This window comes from Clostridium beijerinckii (genome assembly GCF_008705175.1).
GTDB lineage: Bacteria > Bacillota > Clostridia > Clostridiales > Clostridiaceae > Clostridium > Clostridium beijerinckii.
Genome location: NZ_CP043998.1, coordinates 1,754,513 through 1,779,935 on the forward strand (window position 1 = coordinate 1,754,513; position 25,423 = coordinate 1,779,935).

Annotated in this window: 24 protein-coding genes; 22 read left to right on the forward strand and 2 right to left on the reverse strand. The window is 30.2% G+C overall.

Features of this window, described 5'->3' with window-relative positions; genetic code table 11:
* Positions 1-7 precede the first annotated feature (7 nt).
* The 18 genes from F3K33_RS07945 (at position 8) to aspS (ending at position 19,066) form a co-directional block, all read left to right on the forward strand.
* Positions 8-742 carry a hypothetical protein gene (locus F3K33_RS07945; protein WP_023976288.1) on the forward strand — a complete coding sequence of 245 codons (735 nt, stop codon included), beginning with the start codon at positions 8-10 and terminating at the stop codon, positions 740-742.
* Positions 743-860: 118 nt separating this feature from the next.
* Positions 861-1,430 carry a hypothetical protein gene (locus tag F3K33_RS07950; RefSeq protein WP_023976286.1) on the forward strand — a complete coding sequence of 190 codons (570 nt, stop codon included), beginning with the start codon at positions 861-863 and terminating at the stop codon, positions 1,428-1,430.
* 204 nt (positions 1,431-1,634) lie between these two features.
* Positions 1,635-2,231 carry a Holliday junction branch migration protein RuvA gene (ruvA, locus tag F3K33_RS07955; protein WP_023976285.1) on the forward strand — a complete coding sequence of 199 codons (597 nt, stop codon included), beginning with the start codon at positions 1,635-1,637 and terminating at the stop codon, positions 2,229-2,231.
* A 65-nt stretch (positions 2,232-2,296) separates the two neighbouring features.
* Positions 2,297-3,340, forward strand: a complete 1,044-nt coding sequence (gene ruvB / locus F3K33_RS07960; protein WP_017208829.1) for a Holliday junction branch migration DNA helicase RuvB — start codon at positions 2,297-2,299, stop codon at positions 3,338-3,340.
* 128 nt (positions 3,341-3,468) lie between these two features.
* On the forward strand, positions 3,469-4,494 hold the full coding sequence (gene queA / locus F3K33_RS07965) for a tRNA preQ1(34) S-adenosylmethionine ribosyltransferase-isomerase QueA (RefSeq protein WP_011968860.1): 1,026 nt from the start codon (positions 3,469-3,471) through the stop codon (positions 4,492-4,494).
* 193 nt (positions 4,495-4,687) lie between these two features.
* Complete coding sequence (gene tgt / locus F3K33_RS07970) at positions 4,688-5,824, forward strand: tRNA guanosine(34) transglycosylase Tgt (RefSeq protein WP_011968861.1); 1,137 nt, start codon at positions 4,688-4,690, stop codon at positions 5,822-5,824.
* A gap of 162 nt (positions 5,825-5,986) precedes the next feature.
* On the forward strand, positions 5,987-6,265 hold the full coding sequence (yajC, locus tag F3K33_RS07975) for a preprotein translocase subunit YajC (RefSeq protein ID WP_017208831.1): 279 nt from the start codon (positions 5,987-5,989) through the stop codon (positions 6,263-6,265).
* 51 nt (positions 6,266-6,316) lie between these two features.
* Positions 6,317-6,685 carry a TIGR04086 family membrane protein gene (locus tag F3K33_RS07980; protein WP_039770618.1) on the forward strand — a complete coding sequence of 123 codons (369 nt, stop codon included), beginning with the start codon at positions 6,317-6,319 and terminating at the stop codon, positions 6,683-6,685.
* A 371-nt stretch (positions 6,686-7,056) separates the two neighbouring features.
* Positions 7,057-8,322 carry a protein translocase subunit SecD gene (gene secD / locus F3K33_RS07985; protein ID WP_039770616.1) on the forward strand — a complete coding sequence of 422 codons (1,266 nt, stop codon included), beginning with the start codon at positions 7,057-7,059 and terminating at the stop codon, positions 8,320-8,322.
* Entirely contained in the window at positions 8,315-9,190 is an 876-nt protein-coding gene (secF, locus tag F3K33_RS07990; protein ID WP_039770614.1) for a protein translocase subunit SecF, read from the forward strand. Before secD ends, secF begins: the two co-directional genes overlap by 8 nt.
* Positions 9,191-9,313: 123 nt before the next feature.
* A complete protein-coding gene (locus tag F3K33_RS07995) occupies positions 9,314-10,189 on the forward strand; it encodes a DHH family phosphoesterase (RefSeq protein WP_011968866.1) in 876 nt (291 codons plus the stop codon).
* A gap of 90 nt (positions 10,190-10,279) precedes the next feature.
* A complete protein-coding gene (locus F3K33_RS08000) occupies positions 10,280-10,798 on the forward strand; it encodes an adenine phosphoribosyltransferase (RefSeq protein WP_011968867.1) in 519 nt (172 codons plus the stop codon).
* A 344-nt stretch (positions 10,799-11,142) separates the two neighbouring features.
* The gene (locus tag F3K33_RS08005) at positions 11,143-13,359 is read left to right on the forward strand and encodes a RelA/SpoT family protein (protein ID WP_011968868.1); all 2,217 of its coding nucleotides are present in this window, start codon (positions 11,143-11,145) and stop codon (positions 13,357-13,359) included.
* 31 nt (positions 13,360-13,390) lie between these two features.
* The gene (gene dtd / locus F3K33_RS08010) at positions 13,391-13,840 is read left to right on the forward strand and encodes a D-aminoacyl-tRNA deacylase (RefSeq protein ID WP_011968869.1); all 450 of its coding nucleotides are present in this window, start codon (positions 13,391-13,393) and stop codon (positions 13,838-13,840) included.
* A gap of 12 nt (positions 13,841-13,852) precedes the next feature.
* Positions 13,853-14,449: an MBL fold metallo-hydrolase gene (locus F3K33_RS08015; RefSeq protein ID WP_011968870.1), complete on the forward strand. Its 597-nt coding sequence runs from the start codon at positions 13,853-13,855 to the stop codon at positions 14,447-14,449.
* 45 nt (positions 14,450-14,494) lie between these two features.
* Complete coding sequence (locus F3K33_RS08020) at positions 14,495-15,922, forward strand: coproporphyrinogen III oxidase (RefSeq protein ID WP_011968871.1); 1,428 nt, start codon at positions 14,495-14,497, stop codon at positions 15,920-15,922.
* 59 nt (positions 15,923-15,981) lie between these two features.
* Positions 15,982-17,235 carry a histidine--tRNA ligase gene (gene hisS, locus F3K33_RS08025; RefSeq protein WP_011968872.1) on the forward strand — a complete coding sequence of 418 codons (1,254 nt, stop codon included), beginning with the start codon at positions 15,982-15,984 and terminating at the stop codon, positions 17,233-17,235.
* A 31-nt stretch (positions 17,236-17,266) separates the two neighbouring features.
* Positions 17,267-19,066, forward strand: coding sequence for an aspartate--tRNA ligase (gene aspS, locus F3K33_RS08030; RefSeq protein WP_039770610.1), 1,800 nt, complete (start codon positions 17,267-17,269; stop codon positions 19,064-19,066).
* Between the two features lie 134 nt (positions 19,067-19,200).
* On the opposite strand, the gene F3K33_RS08035 is transcribed toward aspS, so the two are convergent.
* Both F3K33_RS08035 and rpsD read right to left on the reverse strand, forming a co-directional pair.
* Positions 19,201-19,908: a hypothetical protein gene (locus F3K33_RS08035; RefSeq protein ID WP_011968874.1), complete on the reverse strand. Its 708-nt coding sequence runs from the start codon at positions 19,906-19,908 to the stop codon at positions 19,201-19,203.
* A gap of 70 nt (positions 19,909-19,978) precedes the next feature.
* The gene (rpsD, locus tag F3K33_RS08040; protein ID WP_039770608.1) at positions 19,979-20,575 is read right to left on the reverse strand and encodes a 30S ribosomal protein S4; all 597 of its coding nucleotides are present in this window, start codon (positions 20,573-20,575) and stop codon (positions 19,979-19,981) included.
* Positions 20,576-20,894: 319 nt separating this feature from the next.
* Between rpsD and F3K33_RS08045 the strand changes: the two genes are divergently transcribed.
* From F3K33_RS08045 to F3K33_RS08060, 4 genes are all read left to right on the forward strand, one after another.
* Complete coding sequence (locus F3K33_RS08045; protein ID WP_039770606.1) at positions 20,895-21,587, forward strand: DUF554 domain-containing protein; 693 nt, start codon at positions 20,895-20,897, stop codon at positions 21,585-21,587.
* A gap of 64 nt (positions 21,588-21,651) precedes the next feature.
* Positions 21,652-22,257, forward strand: coding sequence for a DUF975 family protein (locus F3K33_RS08050; RefSeq protein ID WP_023976274.1), 606 nt, complete (start codon positions 21,652-21,654; stop codon positions 22,255-22,257).
* 205 nt (positions 22,258-22,462) lie between these two features.
* Positions 22,463-23,758: a homoserine dehydrogenase gene (locus tag F3K33_RS08055; protein ID WP_039770604.1), complete on the forward strand. Its 1,296-nt coding sequence runs from the start codon at positions 22,463-22,465 to the stop codon at positions 23,756-23,758.
* A gap of 267 nt (positions 23,759-24,025) precedes the next feature.
* Positions 24,026-25,372, forward strand: coding sequence for an FIST signal transduction protein (locus F3K33_RS08060; protein WP_011968878.1), 1,347 nt, complete (start codon positions 24,026-24,028; stop codon positions 25,370-25,372).
* Positions 25,373-25,423: the final 51 nt, after the last annotated feature.

A 25,423-nucleotide genomic window follows, 5' to 3' on the forward strand; every position in this document is an offset into this window, starting at 1 on the left:
TGTTAAAATGGAAACAGCAATTAAGTCAGTGGGTATTTTTTTATTGATATATTTTTCGTATTACTATGTATTGAGATTTATACAATCGGTTTTTCAAGGAGCACTGAGTAGTATAAATGCAGGAGTGGCTAAATTTATATATGCTTTAAGTACACCGGCTCATGAACTTGCACATTTATTGGTTGCAATTTTGTGTCTTGCTAAAATAGAACAAGTACAACTTTTGCCAAAAGGAAACAGGCCGGGATTTATAAGATCAAGAGTTGGAAGCAGTATGCCATTTTTAATTAGCATTAAGGAATTTCTTATAGCTATAGCACCTGTCATAATAAATATACCATTATTCATATTTATAGAAAGTAAATTTGTATTGAAAGATAAAGTTGCTGATATATCTAGAATACTAGATCCAAGAATAATAGTGAGTAAAGAAGGTATAATAACTATATTTTTATTTCTAGTGTTAATAAGTGGAATAGCACCAAGTCATGAAGATTTTAAGGGAATGATAAAAGGACTTATAATTCTTAGTGCAGTTATATTCGGATTATCATTTTTAACTTCAAGGTTTTTAGATATGAAGTGGATGAATGCAAAGCCAATATTAACAGTACTATTATACTATATTGAATTAATAGTATTCGTGTTGATAATAAATGCTATTATACATTATAGGAATTGTTTCAAAATAACATGGATTATATTAATAAGTGCCATAAAACATGCTTTTAGAAAAAGTTGATGGGCAATCACTCTTAAATGGTAAATACTTTATACAGATACTTAATTTGAACATTGAAAGAAAATTTTTGTATAAATATAGAAATAATGGCTATACTCCTTGATAAGGAGTGATTATTATGGTAAATAAAAAGAAATTATTTATAGGTATGACATTAGCATTAGCACTTATATTTTCTATAACATATTATTTTTCAGAAAAGTATATAAGCAACAAAAATGCTAAAAATAATCCTGTATCATCAAGTGAAATAAATAATAAATTAAATGATAATATAAGAATTTATTTATATGCAGGTGAAAAGAAAGAAAAAGAATTAACATTATCAGAGTTAAAGAAAGAATTAAATATAGATAAGAATTTAACAGAAACGGAATTATCAAAGGCATTAAAAGATAAGGGATATGTATTAGAAGTAGAATCTAATGGAGAAATGACTTATAAAAGAGATGCTTCTAAAGCTGTAAAACCTAATAAATATTATATTGGAGAAAAAGATGGCTTTTTAGCAATATATAAAACTGATGGTAATGGAACTTTATCAATTGAAAATAGCGAAGATGTGTATACTAATAGTAAAAAAGTAGATAACTTAAGTGAGATAGATAAAGACAAAATTAAGAATTTTGAGCTTGAATATAATTCAAAAGACGATGCAGAAGAAAGCTTATCAGAATTTTTATCATAATGGAAATCTGATAGGTAAATTTTAATTAATAAAAGGCATGTTAGTAATTTGATACTTACATGCCTTTTATTAATTAAAAAATACATTGTTGAAAGATTTGCCTGAAAATGATAAAGTATAAGTTAGGTTTTAATAATGTAGAAATTAGTTTTTTAGCTGAATTTTAAATACAGTTATAGATATAGAAAAGTTGGTGTAAAATAGATGTACGAATATATAAAAGGTAAATATATTGGAATAAATAAAGATTATGTAATAGTAGAGAATAGCGGTATAGGCTACAAGATATTTACATCAGGTGCTACAATGTCCTCTATGCCAAAGAATGGAGAGGAGATTATGCTTTACCTTGAGCAAATAGTAAGGGAAGATTTTATTGGATTATATGGATTTGATTCAAAGGAAGAGCTAGAGATGTTTAAGCTTCTTTTAACAGTAAGTGGAGTTGGACCAAAAGCAGCATTATCTTTATTATCTATAAGCAGAGTTAATAATTTAAAATATGCAATAATGATTGGCGATGAGAAACACATCTGTAGAGGTGTGGGAATAGGCAAAAAAACAGCAGCTAGAATTATTTTAGAGATCAAAGATAAACTAAAGCCAGATGAATTATTGGATAGCAGTTTGGAAATTGATGCACAGGATAATGAGAATGTTATGGCATTATCAGAAGCTTTAAGCGCGTTAATTGCGCTAGGGTATAGTGAGAAGGAAGCAGAATCAGTACTTAAAAAGATAGATAAGAATGATAGTGTAGAAAATATCATTAAAAATGCATTAAAGGCGTTGATGGGATAAAGATACTAAGACATAAATAGCAAAAAATAATACATATATGACTCATAGGAAAAGGGGGAGGTTTTTTGGAAAGAATAGTTAATCCATCTGAGATGCAAGAAGATTTTAATTCTGAACTTAGTTTAAGACCTCAAAAAATAAATGAATATATAGGACAAGACAAAGTAAAAGAGCGATTAGATATATTTATTAAAGCTGCAAAAAATAGAAAAGAAGCATTAGATCATACACTTTTATATGGACCACCTGGACTTGGAAAAACTACTTTAGCTAATATTATAGCAAAAGAAATGGGTGGGGATTTAAAAATTACTTCTGGACCAGCAATAGAAAGAGCAGGAGATTTAGCAGCGATACTAACAACATTAAAAGATTATGATGTTTTATTTATAGATGAAATACATAGGCTAAATAGAAATGTTGAGGAAATATTATACCCTGCTATGGAGGATTATGCTTTAGATATAGTTATAGGAAAAGGTGCTACAGCGAAATCTATAAGAATTGATCTTCCTAAATTTACACTAATTGGAGCAACAACAAGGATTGGAATGCTTACATCTCCACTTAGAGATAGATTTGGTGTGCTTTGTGCCATGGAATATTATACAGATGAAGAACTTAAGGAGATAGTAAGTAGAAGCGCTTTGGTTTTTGGTTGTACAATTACTGAAGAAGGTGCTTTGGAAATTGCTAAGAGATCTAGAGGAACACCTAGAATTGCCAATAGGCTATTAAAAAGGGTTAGGGATTATTCAGAAGTAAAATCTAATAAGCTAGTATCATTGAAAGAGGCTAGAGAGGCTTTAGAATTATTGGAAGTTGATAATCAGGGATTTGATAAAGTTGATAATAAAATACTTGAAGCTATTATTGATAATTTTAACGGGGGACCAGTTGGAATTGAAACACTTTCTTATTTTATAGGGGAGGAATTGGGAACTATAGAAGACGTATATGAACCATATTTGCTTCAAAAAGGTTTTATAATAAGAACACCAAGAGGAAGAATAGCAAGTGATAAGGCATATGAACATCTTGGAAGAGTAAACAATTCAAAAAGCAAAAGTAATAATGGGAAAGTACAAGGTAGCTTTTTTGATAAATAGATAAGTAGGGATTTATTAGTAAGTGCTTTAAAATTGAGTTTTGAACAACTGATATAGTTTTTAAAAGTTTAACTTTGTTAGAAGTGTCAATAATAAGAATAAGCTGTTAGTTAGGAGAAGATAAATAAATGAACGTAAAAGATTTTGATTTTTACTTACCAGAAGAGTTGATAGCTCAACATCCGTTGGAACAAAGAGATTCATCAAGACTTATGGTTTTAGATAAGAAAACTGGTGAGATTAAGCATAAGAAATTTCATGATATTATAGAATACTTAAATGAAGGAGATACTTTAGTATTAAACAATACGAGAGTAATGCCAGCAAGATTAATTGGAGAAAAGGAAGGTACTGGCGGAAAAATTGAGTTCCTTTTACTTAAAAGAATTGAAAAGGATAGATGGGAGTGCCTAGCAAAGCCTGGTAAATCAGCAAAAGTTGGTAGAAAATTTACATTTGGGGAAGGTAAGTTAAAAGCTGAAGTTGTTGAAGTGGAAGAAAACGGAAATAGAATAGTTGAATTTTTCTATGATGGAATATTTGAGGAAGTTCTAGATTCGCTTGGGGAGATGCCTTTGCCACCATATATTCATGAGAGATTAGAAGATAGGGAAAGGTATCAAACAGTGTATTCTAAAGAAAATGGTTCTGCTGCAGCACCTACTGCGGGATTACATTTTACAAAAGAGTTATTGCAAGAAATAAAGAATAAAGGAATTAACATAGTATATCTAACATTACATGTTGGACTTGGAACTTTTAGACCTGTAAAAGTTGAATCTCTAGAGGAGCATGAAATGCATTCAGAGTTTTATATGCTTTCAAAAGAAAGTGCAGATATAATAAACGAAACTAAAAAAAGAGGAAATGCGGTTATATCTGTTGGAACAACTTCAACAAGGACATTAGAAACTATTGGTGATGAAAATGGATTTGTTAAGGAACAAAGTGGATGGACTAATATATTTATTTATCCTGGATATAAATTTAAAGTAGTGGATAAGTTAATTACAAACTTCCATTTACCAGAATCTACATTGATAATGCTTGTTTCAACTTTAGCAGGAAGAGAAAATGTTATGAATGCATATGAAGAAGCAGTAAATGAAAAATATAGATTTTTCTCATTTGGAGATGCTATGTTTATTAAATAAAAGTTTTGATTACATTGATGAGGTGACATAGTCAAGTGTTTCAATATAAAATGGGATGAATTAGAAAATAGATATTGATTTTATAATTCAGCTAACAACTAAATGGAAGTTAGTTTCTTTAAAGAATCTCAGAGTTGCTCAGTAAACAAATGTAGCTGAGTTTCGTAAAAATATAATTAAGAGGTGGACGCTTGTGAGTAAAAGGTATACTTTATTAAAAAAGGATGGAAAAGCAAGGAGAGGGCAGTTTGAAACTCCTCATGGAACTATACAAACTCCAGTATTTATGAATGTTGGAACATTAGCAGCTATAAAAGGTGCAGTTTCTAGCATGGATTTAAAGGAGATAGGATGCCAGGTTGAACTTTCTAATACATATCATCTTCACTTAAGACCAAGTGATAAAGTGGTTAAAAAACTTGGAGGATTACATAAGTTTATGAATTGGGATAGACCAATTCTCACAGATTCAGGTGGATTTCAAGTATTTTCGTTAGCTAAGATGAGAAAAATAAAAGAAGAAGGCGTGTATTTTAATTCACATATAGATGGAAAGAAAATATTTATGGGACCAGAAGAATCAATGCAAATTCAAAGTAATTTGGCATCTACAATAGCAATGGCTTTTGATGAATGTATTGAAAATCCAGCGCCTAGAGAATACGTAGAAAGATCAGTAGAAAGAACTACAAGATGGCTTGAAAGATGTAAGAATGAAATGGATAGATTAAATTCTATGCCAGATACAATAAATAAGGAACAAATGCTATTTGGAATAAATCAGGGTGGAGTTTATGAAGATATAAGGATAAAGCACGCTAAAGAAATAACTAAAATGGATCTAGATGGATATGCCATAGGTGGGCTTGCTGTTGGAGAAACTCATGAAGAAATGTATAGAGTGATAGATGCAGTTGTACCACATTTGCCAGAAGATAAACCTATATATTTAATGGGAGTAGGTACACCTAGCAATATATTGGAAGCGGTCGACAGAGGCGTGGATTTCTTTGACTGTGTACTTCCAGCCAGAAATGGGAGACACGGAAATGTATTTTGTAGTGAAGGCAAGCTTAATCTTATGAATGCAAAATATGAACTTGATGATAGACCTATTGATGATGGTTGCGAATGTCCAACATGCAAGAATTATACAAGAGCATATATAAGACATTTATTTAAAGCAAAGGAAATGCTTGCGATGAGATTATGCGTTTTACATAATTTGTATTTTTATAATAAGTTAATGAAAGATATAAGAGACGCAATTGAAGGTGGTTATTTCAAGCAATTTAAGGAAGAAAAATTATCACAATGGGAAGGCAGATAATTGAAAATGATTATTTATGAATTTGGTGGGATATAGATCTTTACACGATTTCTAAATGAACATGAGTAACAAATGTAGGTTTATATTGACATTAAAGTAAATAAAATGTAAACTACATATCATGAATATAAAAAAATATAATAAACACATTGGAGGAAAAGTATGGATAATATGTTAGCGTTACTTACGAGCGTAGTACCTTATTTACTTGTATTTGTGATATTTTTTTTCCTTCTTATATTACCTGAGAAGAAGAGAAAAAAGAAATATCAAGGTATGATTGATGAATTGAAAGTAAATGATGAAATTGTGACAAGAGGTGGAATCATAGGTAAGATTACACATATAGATGAAAAATCAGTTACAATTGAAAGTGGTCCTGCAAAAACTAGAATTAAATTAGAGAAGAGCGGAATATCTCATAAAATAAAGATGGATTAATCATAATGCCCTTTAATATTTCATAAAATGAAGTGTTGGGGGGTGTTTTTGATGGAAAATAGTAAATATTTTAGATCAGTAGTAAAAGGTACTATTGGAACTTTGATTCTAAGCTTCATAGGAGTTACAATTCTATCTTTATTGATGACTAAACTAGTATTTAGTAAAGGTATTTTTAACATGATATATGTAATAATATCTTTATGCAGTTTAAGTTTAGGAGCAATGATAGGAGCAAAGAAAAATGAATCAAAGGGATGGCTTGTAGGCTTTGGAGTAGCACTATCATATTATTTAGTATTGTTTATACTATCTAGTAGCTTTAATGGAGAATTAGCATTTAAGATTTTTGACTTCATTAAATTGATTATAGCACTGGTTGTAGGTACTCTTGCTGGGATGCTAGGGATAAATTTATAAGATACTTCAGTTTTTAATGACTAACTTTACAAAGATTAAAAGAAGTTATACATATGTGAAATCATTTTTATTTAAATGAAGGTTAAACAGTATTTTATTGTTATATCATACATTAATAAAAAACTTTATTAAGAAATTATAGTGTGCTATAATGAACAATGTGCAACATAGGAATGTAATAATATTTAAAATTAAGAAGTAATAAGTTCTTTAAAATTAAGCTTAAAGACTTTAATTTCTTAATTTTAAATATTAAAGTATTTTACATAATAAAGGAAACTGTTAATGAAATTGTAATCCAAAATTTTCAGTAAGGAATATATAGTAAATACTAACCTAATGAAAGACATAATATGCAGAGGGGGATTAAGATGAAAAGAAAAAGCAAAAGTTCAGCATTGTTGATATTAATTATTGCTGTAATTGGACTGTTAGCTTTTGCAGGATTTAAAGGATTTGTTCTAGGAGGATGGGAATTTAAATCATTTGATAAAGTAATAACTAGAGGACTAGATTTACAAGGCGGAGTTTCTGTTCTTATGGAAATTCAAAAAGATGATGTAACTGCAGAAGAATTACAAAGTGCTAAGGAACATTTATCTTTAAGAGTAAATAAACTTGGTGTTGCAGAAACAATTGTAGCAACAGAAGGTCCAAAGAGAATAAGAGTAGATGTACCGGGATTAACTAATTCTAAGGAAATAGTAGATAGTTTGGTTAAGTCTGGTAATTTGAGTTTTAAAGGGCCAGATGGAACTGAAATTTTAACAGGTTCAGATGTAAAAAAAGCAACTGCACAAATGAATCAACAAAATGGTGGATATGAAGTTGGTTTAGAATTAAATGATGAAGGTGCACAAAAGTTTGCAGATGCAACAGGAAAATATATTGGGCAAAATATTTCAATTTACCTTGATGACGAAGAAATATCTAGTGCGCGAGTAAATTCGCAAATTTCAGGTGGAAAAGCAAGTATTGAAACACATGATACATTACAAAAGAATAAGGAATTAGCTGGAATGATTAATGCAGGTGCACTTCCACTTCCAGTTAAAGAAGTTTCAGTTAGTAATGTTGGAGCGGAACTAGGAGCTACAGCATTTCCAAACTCTGTTAAGGCGGGAATTATAGGAGTTGGATTAGTATTTTTATTCATGCTATTCCATTATAGAATTCAAGGATTAATGGCTAATATTGCTTTAACTTTGTATATAACACTTACACTTTTTGCTTTTATAGAAGTAGGTGTTACATTGACTCTTCCAGGTATAGCGGCATTCTTGCTTACTATTGGTGTGGCTGTTGATGCTAATATACTAACGTTTGAAAGAACTAAAGAGGAGTTAAAGAAAGGGTACACTGTTAAGGCGGCAGTGAAAAAAGGATCAGAGCATGCATTATCTTCAATAGTAGATTCTAACATGACAACTTTACTTGCATCACTAATTCTATATTTTATAGGATCTGGAGCAGTAAAAGGTTTTGCAATTACACTTATGATAGGTATAATTATAAGTTTATTTACAGGTTTGGTAGTAACAAAAGTACTTGTTAATTTAGCTGTTGAAAGTGGAATTATAAATAAACCATCACACTTTGGTGTTACTTTGAAAAAGGGGGATGAAAAACATGCTTAAAATAATGGAAAAGACAAAATTATGGTTTTCAATATCCCTAATCATTATTGTAATCGGAATGGGATTCTTATGTGTTAGAGGACTAAACTTTGGTATAGATTTTAAAGGTGGTTCTGAAATAGTACTTCAACTAGACGAAAGTATAAATAAAGATGATGTTGACACAATCATTCGAAGTTATGCACCAGATGCTTCGACGAATACAATTAATAATAATCAATATGAAATAAAATCAGCAGATCTGGATAGTGATAAGTTAGGATTAATTGTATCTGATTTAGAATCTAAATATAAACTGGATGATAAAGTGCTAGTTTCACAGAATGAAATAGGATCATCAGTAGGTAGAGAGTTGACTCAAAATTCTATATATGCATTACTCGCGGCTTTTGCAGTAATGTTAGTATATATAGCTATTAGATTTGAATTCAAATTTGGAGTAGCGGCTATAGCGGCCACAATTCATGATATATTAGTAACTATTTCTGTTTACTCAATATTTTATATTCCAGTAAATACACCTTTTATAGCAGCGATACTGACTATAGTGGGATATTCTATGTGTGATACGATAGTTATTTTTGATAGAATTAGAGAAAACACAAAGATGATGAGAAGAGCGAAATCAATTGAAGTGGCAGATGTAAGTTTGACTGAAACTATAGCAAGATCATTATATACTTCTTCAGCAACAGTTGTTACTATAATAGCAATGAATTTTTTAGTGCCATCTGTTCAAGCATTTACGATACCTTTAATTGTAGGTATCATAAGTGGAGCGTATTCATCAATATGTATAGCATCACCAATTTGGGTATACTTAAAAGATAGAGTTAGAAGCCAAAAGAAAAAATTACAAAAAGCTTAATTACTGGAAATGAAGAAACCTCCAGCACAATGGGGGTTTTTTCATTTGTTAACAAAATAATTGTAAAATTTATTATAATCATTTATAATAAAGGTGTTTTCTAATTTTATGGAGGAATAAACCATGCGTAAATTCTGGGAAAGTATATATTGTCCAAATTATATTAGCGGATATAACCCATTTATACTTAAGGGTATGAACAAAGCAATAGAGAGATTAGCTTTGGCGGTAAATAATAGACAAAAAATAGTTGTTTATGGTACATATAATGTCGATGGGATTTGTGCAGTTTCATCGTTAATTCTTGTTTTGAGATATTTAAATGCTGATGTAGAATATTTAATATATGATAGGCAAGAAGCTGATGCTAGAATAAATTCGGTAGATATAAAAAATAACGTAGATTTTTTAGGTGCTGAACTATTAATAACTTTAGGTGTTGGATTAAAATCTAAAGAAGAAGTTGAGCTATGCAAAAAACTAGGTATTGATTTAATTATTCTTGAAAATGAAGAAAGTGATCTTGTTAATGACTATATTTATATAAATCCTAACCAAAAGGGGTGCCAATACAGATATAAGAACTTATCGACAAGTGGACTTACTTTTAAGCTTATGCAAGCTATTGCTATATATTATAATATGAAAAGTATAAATAAATATTTAGATTTAATACTTATAGGTATTCAGTGGGCAAAGGTACCATCAAAGGGAGAAAATGGAGTACTAATTAAAGAAGGAAATAAGTTCCTGATGAATACTAATAATAATGGATTGAGATCAATAATAGAATTTAACAGTTTGGAAGAGTTTAATAATGATGGTATAAATAATATAATTGAATTCATAATTCCGCCTATAGGTGCGGTAGGTGTTATGGATAATGCTAGAATTGTCTTAGAGCTCTTAACTACAAATGATAAAGATAGAGCTGATCAAATTGTTAAATATTTATATAGACTTAAAACAAATAATTCCATAAGGTATATGGAAAGTTAATGAAATAGTAAAGCAATATTTATTAATTAGTAGTTGTTTAATATTGAATCATAAATGATATGTTAAATTAAATTCTATGGAGGAGTTAAAATGGATTTACAAGAAAAAATAAGGGTAATCGAAAATTTTCCTAAAGAAGGAATTAGTTTTAAGGACATAACAACATTAATTGCTGATGGAGAAGCGCTAAGAGAAACTATTAATAGAATAGTTAAACATCTAGAGGATAAAAAAATTGATTTGATTGTTGGGCCTGAAGCAAGAGGATTTATTTTTGGAGTTCCTGTGGCATATGCTTTAGGAGTAGGATTTATTCCAGTAAGAAAGCCAGGAAAATTACCAGGAGAAACTATATCAGTTAATTATGGATTGGAATATGGAGAGGATCAGCTTCAACTTCATAAAGATGCAATCAAACCAGGTCAAAGAGTTGCTGTTGTAGATGACTTATTAGCAACAGGGGGGACTGTAGAAGGCGTTGCTAAATTAATAGAACAAGCAGGTGGAATAGTTGCTTCACTTGATTTTGTAATAGAACTAACTGAATTAAAAGGAAAAGATAAATTAGAAGGATATGATGTACTATCATTAGTTAAATACGACATCTAAGTTGTGATTTTAGGTATTTTAAGAGTTGTTTCTGGGCATTATAATTGGTAAGGATTCCATTTCTTTTAAATGTATTGTTGAAAATAATTCTAAAATAATATATAATTATTAAAAAGTTAGGCTGGTTATTAAACCAGCCTTTGAATTTAGGTATATTCAAAAAAGCGGAGCGGAATTCAGGATACTTTATTAATTTAATTGTATTTTATGCTGATAAATTGACTAACACTAAGAATCAGTATTTACTAAATTATCTGCCTAAAAATTATACTGTAATTTCTAATCTGTTATTTTGTTTTAGATACTTACTTCAAATGAATTAATATAGAAGGAGCGTAATCCTTATGATTGATAAATTACTGGAAAAGATTGATAAGAATTGTAATAATGTTGATGTTGAAATGGTAAAAAAAGCATATGATTTTGCTGAAAAAGCTCATAAGGACCAAAAAAGGGAATCTGGTGAACCGTATATTATTCATCCGATAGCAGTAGCTGAAATTCTAGCTGAGTTGGGTATGGATACTAATACTATTGTAGCTGGATTATTGCATGATGTAATTGAAGATACGGAGTTTTCTTATGATGAAACAGTAAGCCTTTTTAATGCGGAAATCGCTAATCTTGTAGAAGGTGTTACGAAGCTTACTAAGCTTGGAGAAATGGAATATAAAACTAAAGAAGAGCAACAAGCTGATAATGTGAGAAAAATGTTGCTTGCTATGGCAAAAGATATAAGAGTAATAATTATTAAATTGGCAGATAGATTACATAATATGAGAACTCTCAAATTTATGCCAGCAAAAAAGCAAAAAAACAAAGCAAAAGAGACATTGGATATTTACGCGCCTTTAGCGCATAGGCTGGGTATGTCTAAAATTAAATGGGAATTAGAGGATTTATGTTTTAGATATTTACATGAAAAAGAATATTATGAATTAGTAGATAGTATTGCTGAAAAGAGAGTAGAAAGAGAAACTTACATAAACGATATAGTAAATGATTTAAAACAAAAGCTTGGAAATTCTGGAATTGAATCGGATATTGATGGAAGACCAAAGCATTTTTATAGTATCTACAAAAAGATGGTTAGTAAGAATAAAAGCATAGAGCAAATTTTTGATTTAACGGCTATTAGAGTTCTGGTGCATTCTGTTAAGGATTGTTATGGTGTCCTTGGAATAGTACACACTATCTACAGGCCAATTCCAGGAAGGTTTAAAGATTATATAGCAATGCCTAAACCAAACATGTATCAATCATTACATACCACTGTAATTGGACCACAAGGCAAAACTTTTGAAATTCAAATTAGAACTTTTGAAATGCATAAAACAGCAGAATATGGAATTGCAGCTCACTGGAAATATAAAGAGGGAGATAACGCCAAAGGGGAGCAAGATAAGCAAAAAGATTTTGAAAAGAAGCTAGTATGGCTTAGAGATATGTTGGAATGGCAGAAAGAAACATCAGATGCTGAAGAGTTTATTGAAGGTTTTAAGATAGATTTGTTTTCAGATGAAGTATTTGTGTTTACTCCAAAAGGTGTTGTAATAAATTTATGCAGCAATGCTACGCCTATAGACTTTGCATATAGAATACATACTGATGTAGGAAATAAGTGCGTAGGTGCTAAGGTTAATGGTAAAATAGTTCCTTTAGATTATACTCTCAAGACAGGAGAAATTGTAGAAATTTTAACTTCGCCTAATGCTAAGGGACCTAATATGGATTGGTTAAACATCGCAAAAAGTAATCAATCTAAGAGCAAAATAAAACTTTGGTTTAAAAAGGCTAAAAGAGAAGAAAATATGCTAAAGGGCAAGGAACTTCTTGAAAAGGAATTAAAGAAACAGTGTGTTAACTATGCTGACGTTGCTAAAGGGGATTTTTATGAAAAATTAGTGAAGAGATATAATATTCATTCTATGGATGATTTATATGCTTTAATTGGTATAGGAGGATTCTCTGTATCTACTCTTATTGCAAGATTGAAGGAAGACAATGGGATAGGTGTAGATAAGGTAAACAAGGAAAAAGAAAATAAGGAAATTTTAAATAAGAATATCGAGGAACAAATTGCAAAAACAGCAAGAAAACCAGAACCTAATGGATATGGAATAACAGTAAAAGGTGAAAGTAATCTTATGGTCAGGTTTGCTAAGTGTTGTAGTCCAGTTCCTGGAGATGAAATTTTAGGATATATAACTAAAGGTAGAGGAGTATCAGTTCATAGGAGTGATTGCAGTAATTTGCAAAACCTTATAGATACAGATAAAGATAGAGTAGTAGAAGTTAATTGGGGATCAGCACAAGGTACATCTTATTTTGCAGAAATTCAAGTTGTAGCTGATGATAGAGATGGATTGCTAGCAGATATAATGAGTGTTATAACAGAGCTTAAACTACAGTTAAGTGCTGTAAATGCGAATTTAGCAAAGCAAGGATCGGCACTAATTAATGTAAAAATAAAAATTACATCTGTCGATAGTCTGAAGGATTTAATGAAGCGACTTAAAAGATTAAAAGGTGTGACAGATGTATATAGAGTAAATAGTTAGAATCTTATATATATCAGAAAGGTGAGATAACATGAGAGCAGTTGTACAAAGAGTGAGCTCATCTAGCGTTTGTGTTGATGGAGATATAATTGGTGAAATAGGTGTAGGCTTTAATGTATTAATAGGAATATCTAAGGATGATACTTTTGAAGACCTAAAATATATAAAAGATAAGATTATCAATTTGAGAGTGTTTCATGATGAAAATGATAAAATGAATTTGTCACTATTGGATATTAAAGGTGAAATACTTGTGATATCTCAGTTTACATTGTATGGTGATTGTAGAAAAGGAAGAAGGCCCAATTTTATGGAAGCACAAGGTGGAGAAGAGGCTAAAAAGCTGTATGAAGAATTCTTAGATCTTCTTAAGACATCAAACTTAAAAGTTGAATGTGGAGAATTTGGAGCAGACATGAAGGTTAAAATTAATAATGATGGGCCTGTTACCATATTATTAGATAGTAAGAGAAATTTTTAGGAGGAATTCAAATTGATTATAAAAACATTAATAGCGGGAATGTATGAAGAAAATTGTTATTTAATAATGGATGAAGGCACCAAGGAGCTTGCAATTATAGATCCAGGCGGGCAGCCGAATTTGATAGAAAAAGAGATTAGTAGGTTGGATGGAAAGCCTAAATTTATTCTTTTGACACATGGACATATGGATCATGTGGGAGCAGTTATTGAATTAATGAATAAACTCAATATTCCTTTTTATATAAGTGAAAATGAAGAACAATATATGAAAAATGACGAGTTTGTATTTGGATCACTGCCAAAAGCTTCAAAATATTTAAAAGAAGGAGATACAGTATCTTTAGGCAATAATATAATTAAAGTTATAGAGACAGCTGGGCATACAGCAGGTGGTATATGCTTCCTAGTAAATGATGAACTGTTTACAGGAGATACTCTTTTCCAAGGATCTATTGGAAGAAGTGATTTTCCAGGAGGGAATGGAGCACAGCTTATAAAAAATATAAAGGAAAAGTTATTGCCTTTAGGAGATGGTGTTAAAGTTTATCCGGGACACGGACCAGCATCTACAATAGGATATGAAAAAAGGAATAATCCATTCTTATAAAAATAAAAATGTGCATTAATTTGCACATTTTTAAGGGGAGAAACGATGGAAGTTAAAGTTAGTTTAAATGATTTTAAATTTAGATACGAAGTATACCAATTATTTAATGTATATTACTCAATGAGGGAAATTAAATTTGTGGGTGCAGAAGATGCAGATTATATGGTTTATATTGATGAGAAAACCTTAAGGTTTGAATATAATAATTATTATGTAGAAGAATCTTTAGGAGAAGATATTAAAAATTCTCTTAGAAGATTTCTTTTTCTGTGCCTTAGAAATGTAACTCATGACATTTATCCTTGGGGAATATTAATTGGAATCAGACCATCTAAAATAGCATTAAAATTGCTTGAAGAAGGCAATACTGAAGATGAAGTGATAGAAATATTTAAAGAAAAATACTTGGCTCATGAGGATAAAGCTAGACTTTGTATAGATGTGGCAAAAGCTGAGAAAAAAATAGTTAATAAGGATAAAAATACTATAGCTATATATATAGGCATGGCATTTTGTCCAACAAAATGTTTATATTGCTCATTCACTTCGAACCCTATAGGTGTTTATAAAAAGATGGTGACGCCATATATAGAGGCACTTATTAAAGAGATAAAAGGTATGAGTTCATATGTGAAGGAAAGAAAACTTAATATCGAATCAGTATATTTTGGTGGCGGTACTCCAACATCAGTAAGTGATGAAGAGTTCAACATAATCATGAAAGAAATTTATAATTGTTTTATTAAGGATGATAATATAAAAGAGTTTACGGTTGAATGCGGAAGACCAGATACGCTTACTAGAAATAAACTTCAGACAATGAAAGAGTATGGAGTAGATAGAATAAGTATTAATCCCCAAACAATGAATGATAAAACTTTAAATTTAATTGGTAGAACTCATTCTTCAGCAGATATAAAAGAAAAATTTAAAATGGCTAGAGAACTTGGATTTGATGATATTAATATGGATATAATAATAGGACTTCCAGGTGAGACGCATGAAGATGTCATTCATACTAAGAATGAGTTAATAAAACTAAAACCTGATAGCATTACAGTTCATGGCCTAGCGCTTAAAAGAGGGTCTAGAATGTATGAAGAATTTATCTTGAAAAAAGGAATACAAATTACGTCCCAAGATGAAATTATAAAAATGTATGAAGAAAGTAGGAATCTGGCAGAAAATTTAGGTATTTCACCATATTATATGTATAGGCAAAAAAATATGGTTGGAAATATGGAGAATTTAGGTTATGCTAAAGAAGGCAAAGAATGTATATACAATATTCAAATGATTGAGGAAAAACAAACAGTAATTGCACTGGGAGCAGCAGCTGTAAGTAAAGTGATATTTTTAGAGGAAGATAGACTTGAAAGATTTCCAAACTTAAAAGATCTTCATGAATATGTATCTAGAATTGATGAAATGATTGAGAAAAAGAAAGCGTTGCTTGATACATTGTATACATAATTAACTGTAATAAATTAGAATATTGTAAATTTGTTTAGTCAAATAGGAGGAAAAGATCAATGGCGATTGAAATGCAAGCACCAAAAGGCACCAAGGATATGTTGCCTGAAGATGCCTATAAGTGGCATTATATAGAAAGTGCCTTTAGAAAGGTTGCTAAAACATATGGAATTAGAGAAATTAGAACTCCGATGTTCGAACACACAGAATTATTTTTAAGAAGTGTTGGGGATACAACAGATATAGTTCAGAAAGAAATGTATACTTTCAATGACAAGGGAAATAGAAGTATAACATTGAAACCAGAAGGAACTGCATCAGCAGTAAGGGCATTTGTGGAAAATAGATTATTTAACGAAGCTCAGCCAACAAAATTATACTATATTACACCAGCGTTTAGATATGAAAATGTCCAAAAAGGAAGGCTTAGACAATTTCATCAATGTGGATTAGAAGTGTTTGGCTCAAATGCAGCTTCAATGGATGCGGAAGTTATAGCAGTCGCTATGGATACATTAAAAGAATTAGGATTAAAAAGTTTAAGTTTAAATATAAATAATTTAGGTTGCCCAAGTTGTAGACCTAAATATAATGAAGCGCTTAAGAAATTTTTAGCTGATAATTATGATGGACTTTGTGACACTTGTAAAGATAGATTTGAAAAAAATCCTATGAGAATATTGGATTGTAAAGAGAAGAAATGTCATGAAATTACTAAAAATGCGCCGATAATATTGGATTATGTTTGTGAAGAGTGTAGTACACATTTTAATAAAGTCAAAGAATATTTAGATATCTTAGGACTTCCTTATACAATAGATCCAGGCATCGTAAGGGGATTAGACTATTACACAAAAACTATATTTGAAATCTTAACTTCTGATTTTACTGTATGTGGAGGAGGAAGGTATGATAAGCTTATAGAAGAACTTGGTGGACCAGATATGCCAGCAGTTGGATTTGGTATGGGTGTTGAAAGATTAATTATGACTTTAGAAAAAGAAAATATAGAAATACCTAAAGAAAAATTATTTGATTTATATATTGGTGCTAGAGGAGAAGCGGAAAGTAAGTATGCTTTTAAGCTGGCTAGTGATTTAAGGGCTTTAGGTGTGAAGTGTGAGATAAATCACATGGGTAGAAGCGTGAAAGCTGAAATGAAGTATGCAAACAAATTAGGAGCAGCATTTACTACTATTTTAGGTGAAGATGAATTAACAAATAGAAAAGTTAATTTGAAAAGAATGAGCGATGGTGAGATTTTTGAAGTTTCATTAGAAGACTTGATGGAAATAGCTAAAATAGTTAAATAAGAATAAGTTAAACTAAGGGAGGATTTTAGTAATGGGTGAATCTTTAAATGGATTAAAACGTACAATGATGTGCGGTGAACCTAGAGAAGAACATGTAGGTAAAAAAATAACATTAATGGGATGGGTTCAAAGAAACAGAAAGCTTGGAGCACTTGAATTTGTTGATTTAAGAGATAAGACAGGTATAATGCAAGTTGTATTTGGTGAGGAAATTAATGCAGAAGCTTTTGAAAAGGCAAAAGGAGTAAGATCTGAATACTGCGTAGCAGTAACAGGGGAAGTTGTTAAAAGAGAAAGCGTTAATGAAAACATGCCAACTGGTTTTGTTGAATTAAAATGTGAAAATATAAAGATACTTTCAGAATCAGAAACTCCACCAATATATATAAAAGAAGATTTAGACGCTGCAGAAAATATCAGATTAAAATATAGATATTTAGACTTAAGAAGATCTGATATGCACAAAATATTTGAAATTAGAAGTAAAACTACAAAAGCTATACGTGATTATTTAGAAGAAAATAACTTCTTAGATGTAGAAACTCCTATTTTATCAAAGAGTTCTCCAGAGGGAGCTAGAGATTACTTAGTACCTTCAAGAAATTATCCTGGAATGTTCTATGCGCTTCCACAGTCACCACAAATATTTAAGCAGTTATTAATGGTATCTGGATTTGATAGATATTATCAAATAGCTAAATGCTTTAGAGATGAAGACCTAAGAGCGAATAGACAACCAGAATTTACTCAAGTTGATATGGAATTAAGTTTTGTAGAACAAGAAGATATAATGGCAGTAAACGAAGGGTTAATTGCTCATGTATTTAAAAAAGTAGCAGGTGTAGATGTTCAGCTTCCAATAAAAAGAATGACATTTAAAGATGCTATGGAAAAATACGGATCTGATAAACCAGATTTAAGATTTGGGATGGAAATAACTAATATAACAGAAGATGTTAAGGATTTAGATTTTGTTGTATTTAAATCAGCAATAGAAGCTGGTGGATCTGTTAGAGCTTTATGTTTAAAAGGTGGAGCAGACCTTGGAAGAAAGCCTTTAGATAAATTAGGGGAGTTTGTTAAGACTTACAAGGCTAAAGGTCTTGCTTGGATTCAAATTAAAGAAGATGGTGTTAAATCATCAATAGCTAAGTTCTTAACTGATGATGTAACAAATTCTATAGTAAAAACTATGAATGCTGAAACTGGAGATGCTATACTTATAGTAGCAGATAAAAATTCAGTGGTATTCCAAAGTTTAGGTGCGTTAAGATTAGAACTTGCTAAGCAATTTGATTTGATTAAGGATAAGAATGAATTTAATTTCACATGGATTACTGAATTCCCACTATTTGAATATAGTGAAGAAGAAGAAAGATATAAAGCTTGTCATCATCCATTTACTGCACCAATGGATGAGGATTTAGATTTTATCGAATCAGATCCAGGAAATGTACGTTCTAAGGCTTATGACTTAGTATTAAATGGTGAAGAACTAGGTGGAGGTTCTATAAGAATTCATGATACAGCTCTTCAAGAAAGAATGTTTAGAGCACTTGGACTAACAGATGAAGTAGTGAATGAAAGATTTGGATACCTATTACAAGCATTTAAATTTGGACCACCACCACATGGCGGTTTAGCATTTGGTCTTGATAGAATGATTATGTTCTTAGCAGGGACAGAAAATATCAAAGATGTTATTGCATTCCCTAAGAACCAAAATGCATATTGTTACTTAAGTGAAGCACCAAATATAGTTGATGAAAAGCAATTAACTGAACTTGGTATAGCAATACTACCAAAAGAAGAAAAAAATGATAAAGAATAGAATTAATTAATTATAAAAGACTCTTATACGAATGAAAGTATAAGAGTTTTTATTTAAGTTTATATTATTATATAGGATTAATTTATATAGATAAGACTTTTAATTGTCTTGTGTCAATTTACAAATAGTTATTATTAGAAGAGTATTGGAGCATTGGTATTTAGGATATCAATAAGCCTCCTGCTTAATAGTGGTTCTTCAACTGCATTATCGCAGGCGAATTTAAGAGCCTCTAAGCTCATAGAAATATCCTCTTCTATGAATTCTTTTGATTCCCATGATATAGAGTCCTTTACAAAATTAAATATGTCACATGGGTCATCAAAAATTTCTATAAATAGCCTTTGGTTAGGAATGTTATTCCAAGTCGCATTAAACTTTTTAGAAAAAGACTTCAATTTTTGGTTTAATGATTCAGAATCGCAGTCCCAAAAATTATTCAAAAAATCATATGAATTTTTCATTGAATTTAGAGAAGTTAAATCCATATTTGAATCATTGTATTTTAAAGTCTCATTAATAACAGTATCAAAATCTGATATTGGAATGAGAAAACCATCAGATTTACGGTCAAACCAAGTAAAAAAAGATGTTGGCAAGAATACATGTTGCAAAAATCCTAATAGACTATAGCCGCAAGGATAAGCAGCCCAACCGCATTGGAGAATGTTTTTTTCAAGATCAAAAATTCCAGTGTAAATTACTTTTGAGGTGTTAGTTATCTCTTTATTATCAAAATAACCCTCCCATAAATTTTCTTCATTTAGAATTTTTTCTTCCCAAAAAGAAAAGCTTCTATAAGGTCTTTTTTCAAGAGTATTTTGTTTTATATTAAATTCCAATGATAAATTCCTCCTCTCGATGTTATCATAATATTTAAAAAAATACATTTTAAATTTATGATTAATTATGTTAGAGTTTAGAATAGAATTCTACAATTAATGAATCATTGATTTCAATAGGAACTTCTTCTCTTAAAGGGTATCTTATAAGAGTTCCTGAAAAATTATCTTGATCCTTGGCTAGATACGGATAGGTATTAAGAGTATTTGATAAAAAAGTATCCCTAAACAAGTCATTATTTCTGGATTTTTCTTTTAAAGAAATTATATCACCTATATTTACTTCATAAGAAGGAATATCTACCTTTTTATCATTAACTAAAATATGCCCATGAACTACCATTTGGCGAGCTTGTGCAATAGAAGACGAAAGGCCCAGTCTGTAAACTAAGTTATCTAATCTACATTCTAACCTTTTTATTAGAGCATAACCAGTAGGTTCTTTATCTTTTAACGCTTTTCGTACATAGGTGGCAAACTGTTTTTCCATTACACCATAGTATGCTCTGAGTCTTTGCTTTTCAAGTAGTTGAAGGCCATAAGCCGAGAGCTTTTTTGCGTTTCTAGCACTGCCATTGTTGGCTCTTTTCATAGCTTTGGGATGTCCACTAACATTTAATCCCAAGCGCCTACACAACTTGAATCTAGGTTCTCTCATTCTTGCCATAATTATCATCTCCTATAAGGTCTTACTTTGATAAAAGTTAACCTAAAATAATACAATAAATATAATATACGAATGAAAATTATCTTAATGTTTTCTATTCCAATGGAATAATATTATTTAGAAATCTATATTAATGATTTCATAAATTAGTTTGTACAAGATAATTTATTTGACACGTTGTATTTTTTGGTAATTGAGTTTAATTAGCTAAATTCATGAAATTAAATTCCTTATTTATAAATCGCAAAGTAGGGGTAATAAGTCATATATGTTATAATTAATCGGAAAATAAAATAATAAAAAAGTTGGGGGAAGAAAAATGTTAGGAACAATAGTTAATTCGTTAGCAATAATAGGTGGGTGCTTAATAGGGTTAATAGTAAAAGGTAGATTAACTGAGAAGATTAGTAGCACAATAATGAATGGTTTAGCCTTATGTGTATTATACATAGGTATATCTGGTGCTCTCAAGGGAAAAGATACATTGCAAATAATAATCTGTATTGCACTAGGTGCTCTTATAGGAGAAATTATAGATATTGATAGAAGATTAAATGATTTGGGAAATATGATTGAGAGAAAAATAAATGGAAAAAGGAAAAATAATTCTAACGATAAAATATCTATATCAGAAGGATTTGTTACATCTAGCTTATTATTTTGTGTTGGAGCAATGGCAGTGGTGGGGTCTCTTGAAAGTGGATTACAAGGAAATAACTCAACTCTTTTTGCTAAATCAATACTAGATGGAGTGTCATCAATAATATTTGCATCATCTCTTGGGGGAGGTGTGATGTTATCATCAATCGCAATTTTTATATATCAAGGAAGTATAACTTTGCTTGCAGGAGGACTTTCAACAATACTCACTGATAATGTAATTTCTAATATGTCAGCAGTAGGAAGTCTGTTAATCGTAGGACTTGGTTTTAATATGCTTGGGATAAGTAAAATTAAAGTTGCAAATTTGTTGCCGGGAATATTTTTACCAATTATATTTGGATTTTTTTAAAAATAAGTTGACTGGATTTTAATAGAATATAATATTGTTACAATTTCTGATTGGAGGATTTAGAATGAAGATATCTGAACTAAAGAGAAAGTCGAAAAAACAATTAAAAGGAAAATGGGGAATAGCAATAACAACTTTATTTGTAAGTTTAATAATAATAAGTGGATTTTACGTTGCGATGAAGTTGCTTCAACCAGATGGAGGTCTTCTTACTGCTATTGGTGAATGTGTTAGTGTTTTCTTAGGTGGAATGGCTACGTTAGGAACATGCAAATTTGTATTAAATTTGGCATTCAGTAATAATGAGGAAAAGTTTAATGATTTATTTGTAGGCATTAATATTTACTTTAAGACCTTAGGATTATGGATATTGATTAATTTGACTGTATCTATTGCAACAATGTTTTTGATAATCCCTGGTATTATAGTCTCGCTTATGTTTTCACAAGCGTTCTTCATATTATGTGAAGATAACAATAAGTCTATAATAGAATGTTTAAAGCAGAGTCTATCAATTATGAGGGGATATAAGATTCGCTTGTTACTCCTTGAGTTAAGTTTTGTTGGGTGGTGGATTATGTCAATTCTGACTTTTGGAATAGGAGTCTTATGGATATATCCGTATCAACAAGTAACTCGTGCCAATTTTTATTTAGAGATAAAAAAGTAATTTTCTTATTTAAATTGCAGCTACATAACATGATAAAATATTTTTTTATTGAGAAAACATTTTCGAATAGTGGAATTATAAGTAATAATTTTTTATTTGACGTACAAAATATTAGACAAAAAAATATAGCCAAAAATTAATATAAGAATTATAATAAATACGTATACTATTATTTATAATAGTCGTAACTTAAGGGGGGCGCAGAATGAAAAAAGTAAAAATAGCACTACTAGGATTGGGGAATGTTGGTCGTGGTGTTTGGATGATTTTAAACTCTAACAAAGAAGAAATTATGAAAAGATGTGGATATGAAGTAGAAATAGCAAAAGTTCTTGTTAGAGATAAAAATAAACCAAGAGGTATTGAAATATCGGACGAACTTGTAACAACTGATTTTAATGAAATATTAAAAGATAGTAGCATTAAAATTGTCGTTGAAGTCATGGGAGGAATGGAACCCGCTAGAGAGTATATGCTAAGATGCATGGAAAACAAAAAGCATATAGTAACTGCAAATAAAATGTTATTAGCAACTGGTGGAGATGAACTTTTTGAAAAAGCTGATGAAAACGGAATTATGTTTAGTTATGAGGCTAGTGTAGCTGGGGGGATTCCAATTATAAAGGGAATAGATGAAAGCTTAACTGCAAATAAAATAGAAACTCTTTATGGAATAGTAAATGGAACAACTAATTACATCTTAAGTAAGATGGAACTTGAAAGTGCTGATTTCGATGACGTATTAAAGGAAGCACAAGAAAAAGGATATGCTGAAGCTGATCCTACATCAGATATTGAAGGGTATGATGCACAATATAAATTAGCAATACTTGCTTCATTAGCTTTTGGGTCCAAGATAGATGTGAAAAATGTATATAGAGAAGGAATTACAAAAATTGAAGCTGTTGATATGAAATATGCTAAGGAATTTAAAATGGGAATTAAATTACTTGCTATAGCAAAAGAAACTAATGGCAAAGTTGAACTTAGAGTTCATCCTACAATGATTCCGAAGAAACACCCGCTTTCGAATGTTTATGATTCATACAATGCTGTATTTATAAGAGGAAATGCAGTAGGAGATTTAATGTTTTACGGAAGAGGAGCAGGAGATCTTCCAACTGGCAGTGCGGTAGTGAGTGATATTGTTTCTATTGTAAGAAATAATGTTGAAACAGAAAATCCGAATCCAGTAGTAAAGAATAACCTATGGGAAAGAGAAATTTTAGACATGGGTTCAGTTGAAAGTAAATTTTATATAAGAGCAACTGTTTTGGATGAATCAGGGGTTCTTGGAGAAATTACTGCAATACTTGGAAAACATAATGTAAGTATAAGGTCTGTGATACAAAAAGGTGACGAAGAAGATGGTCAGGTAACTATTGTATTAGTTACTCACAGAACTAGTGAGGCTCAAATTGATGGTGCGGTTGAAGAAATTACTAGCTTAAAATCTGTTTACAAAATAGATAACATAATAAGAATAGAGGATTTTAAATAAATTATAGCCTGAACATACAGCTTCGTTTGTTGGAAAAATAGATAATATTCTAGTAAAGATTAATGTTAATGCCACTTATTAAATGTAATAAGTGGCATTTTTTTTAATTAAAAGTTTTTTGAAAAATCTTAAAAAATATGATACGAAAATTAAGTAAAATATAGAAAAAATATGTTATAATTACTTTATATTTGAAAAATTGGACAATATATGAGCCGATTTGAATAATAGATTATTTATTTAGTGGAAAGAAAGGGGTGGTCATTTTTGCCCGGAAAAATAAAAAAGATGATTGACGAAATCATTCAACAAAGATCAAAAGGGAATCCTGCTATTACGGAAATGACTATAGCTAAATTAATTCTAAAAGGAATTAATCCCAATAAATTTGATATAAATTCTCCAGATGATATGACAATAATTAATAAACTTCTTGATATTGCTAGGCAATTAAATGTAAATAATTTAGATAATATTGAAAAAAGTATAAGATCATCATCCTCAAGTAAAATAACGGAGGAGGATGCAGTAAAGGATATAAAAAATCAATTAAATATTAACGACATAAAATTAGTAATATTTTTTGCATCTTCTAATTATAATCAACAAAAGATAAGTTTACTTATGGAAGAAGAATTTAAGGGATGCATTGTTATAGGGTGCTCTACGGCAGGAGAACTTGCAAGCGGAGAAATGTTGGATAATTCCATTGTTGCAATGGCTATTAACTCTAATATCATTTCTGATATAAAAGTTGAATTGGTTGAAAATATAAAGAAAAATTTAAATTTAGAGCTTGCTTTTACTTCTTTTGAAGAATACTATAAAGAAAGTTTATATAATATGAGCTCAGAAAAATTTGTTGGTATAACATTAATAGATGGATTAAGCATGAAAGAGGAAAAAATAATGGATCTGATAGGTGATAGGACTAATGTGTTCTTTGTTGGCGGTTCAGCTGCGGATAATAATGAGTTTGTAGAGACCTATGTTTCTGTAAATGGATATACTTCTACAGATTCAGTAGCTTTAATTTTAATAAGGATAAGCGATGATGCTGAGTTTAGTGTTATAAAAACACAAAGTTTTGAATCTTTGGACTATAGCTTCGTTGCAAATAAAGTGGACGAAGAGAAAAGACAAGTAATTGAATTTAATAATAGACCAGCTGCGCTTGAATATGCAGATGCTGTGAAAGCTGATAATATTGAAGAAATTTCAAAATATTTTATGAGTAACCCGCTAGGATTGATGATTGAAGATAATGATTTTTTTATAAGATCACCTCAGAGAGTTATAGGGACAAGTATGATGTTTTATTGTAATATACTTGAAGGAATGGAGGTTAAACTTTTAAAAGCTACAAATATTATTGATGATACAAGAAGGACAATTGAAAATAAAGCCAGTGAATTAGGAAAAATTGATGGGATTATAAATTTTCAATGTATACATAGAACGTTGGAATTAAAAAAGAAAAATTTGTCAGATGAATATGCTAAAATATTTAAAGATATTCCTACTATAGGATTTTCAGCTTATGGAGAACAGTATATAGGTCATATAAATGACACATCTACAATGCTAATTTTTAATTTAAAGTCAGGAAAATAAACTGAGAAAAAGATAGGAAATTTAAATATATACTTTTTATGGAATATTACA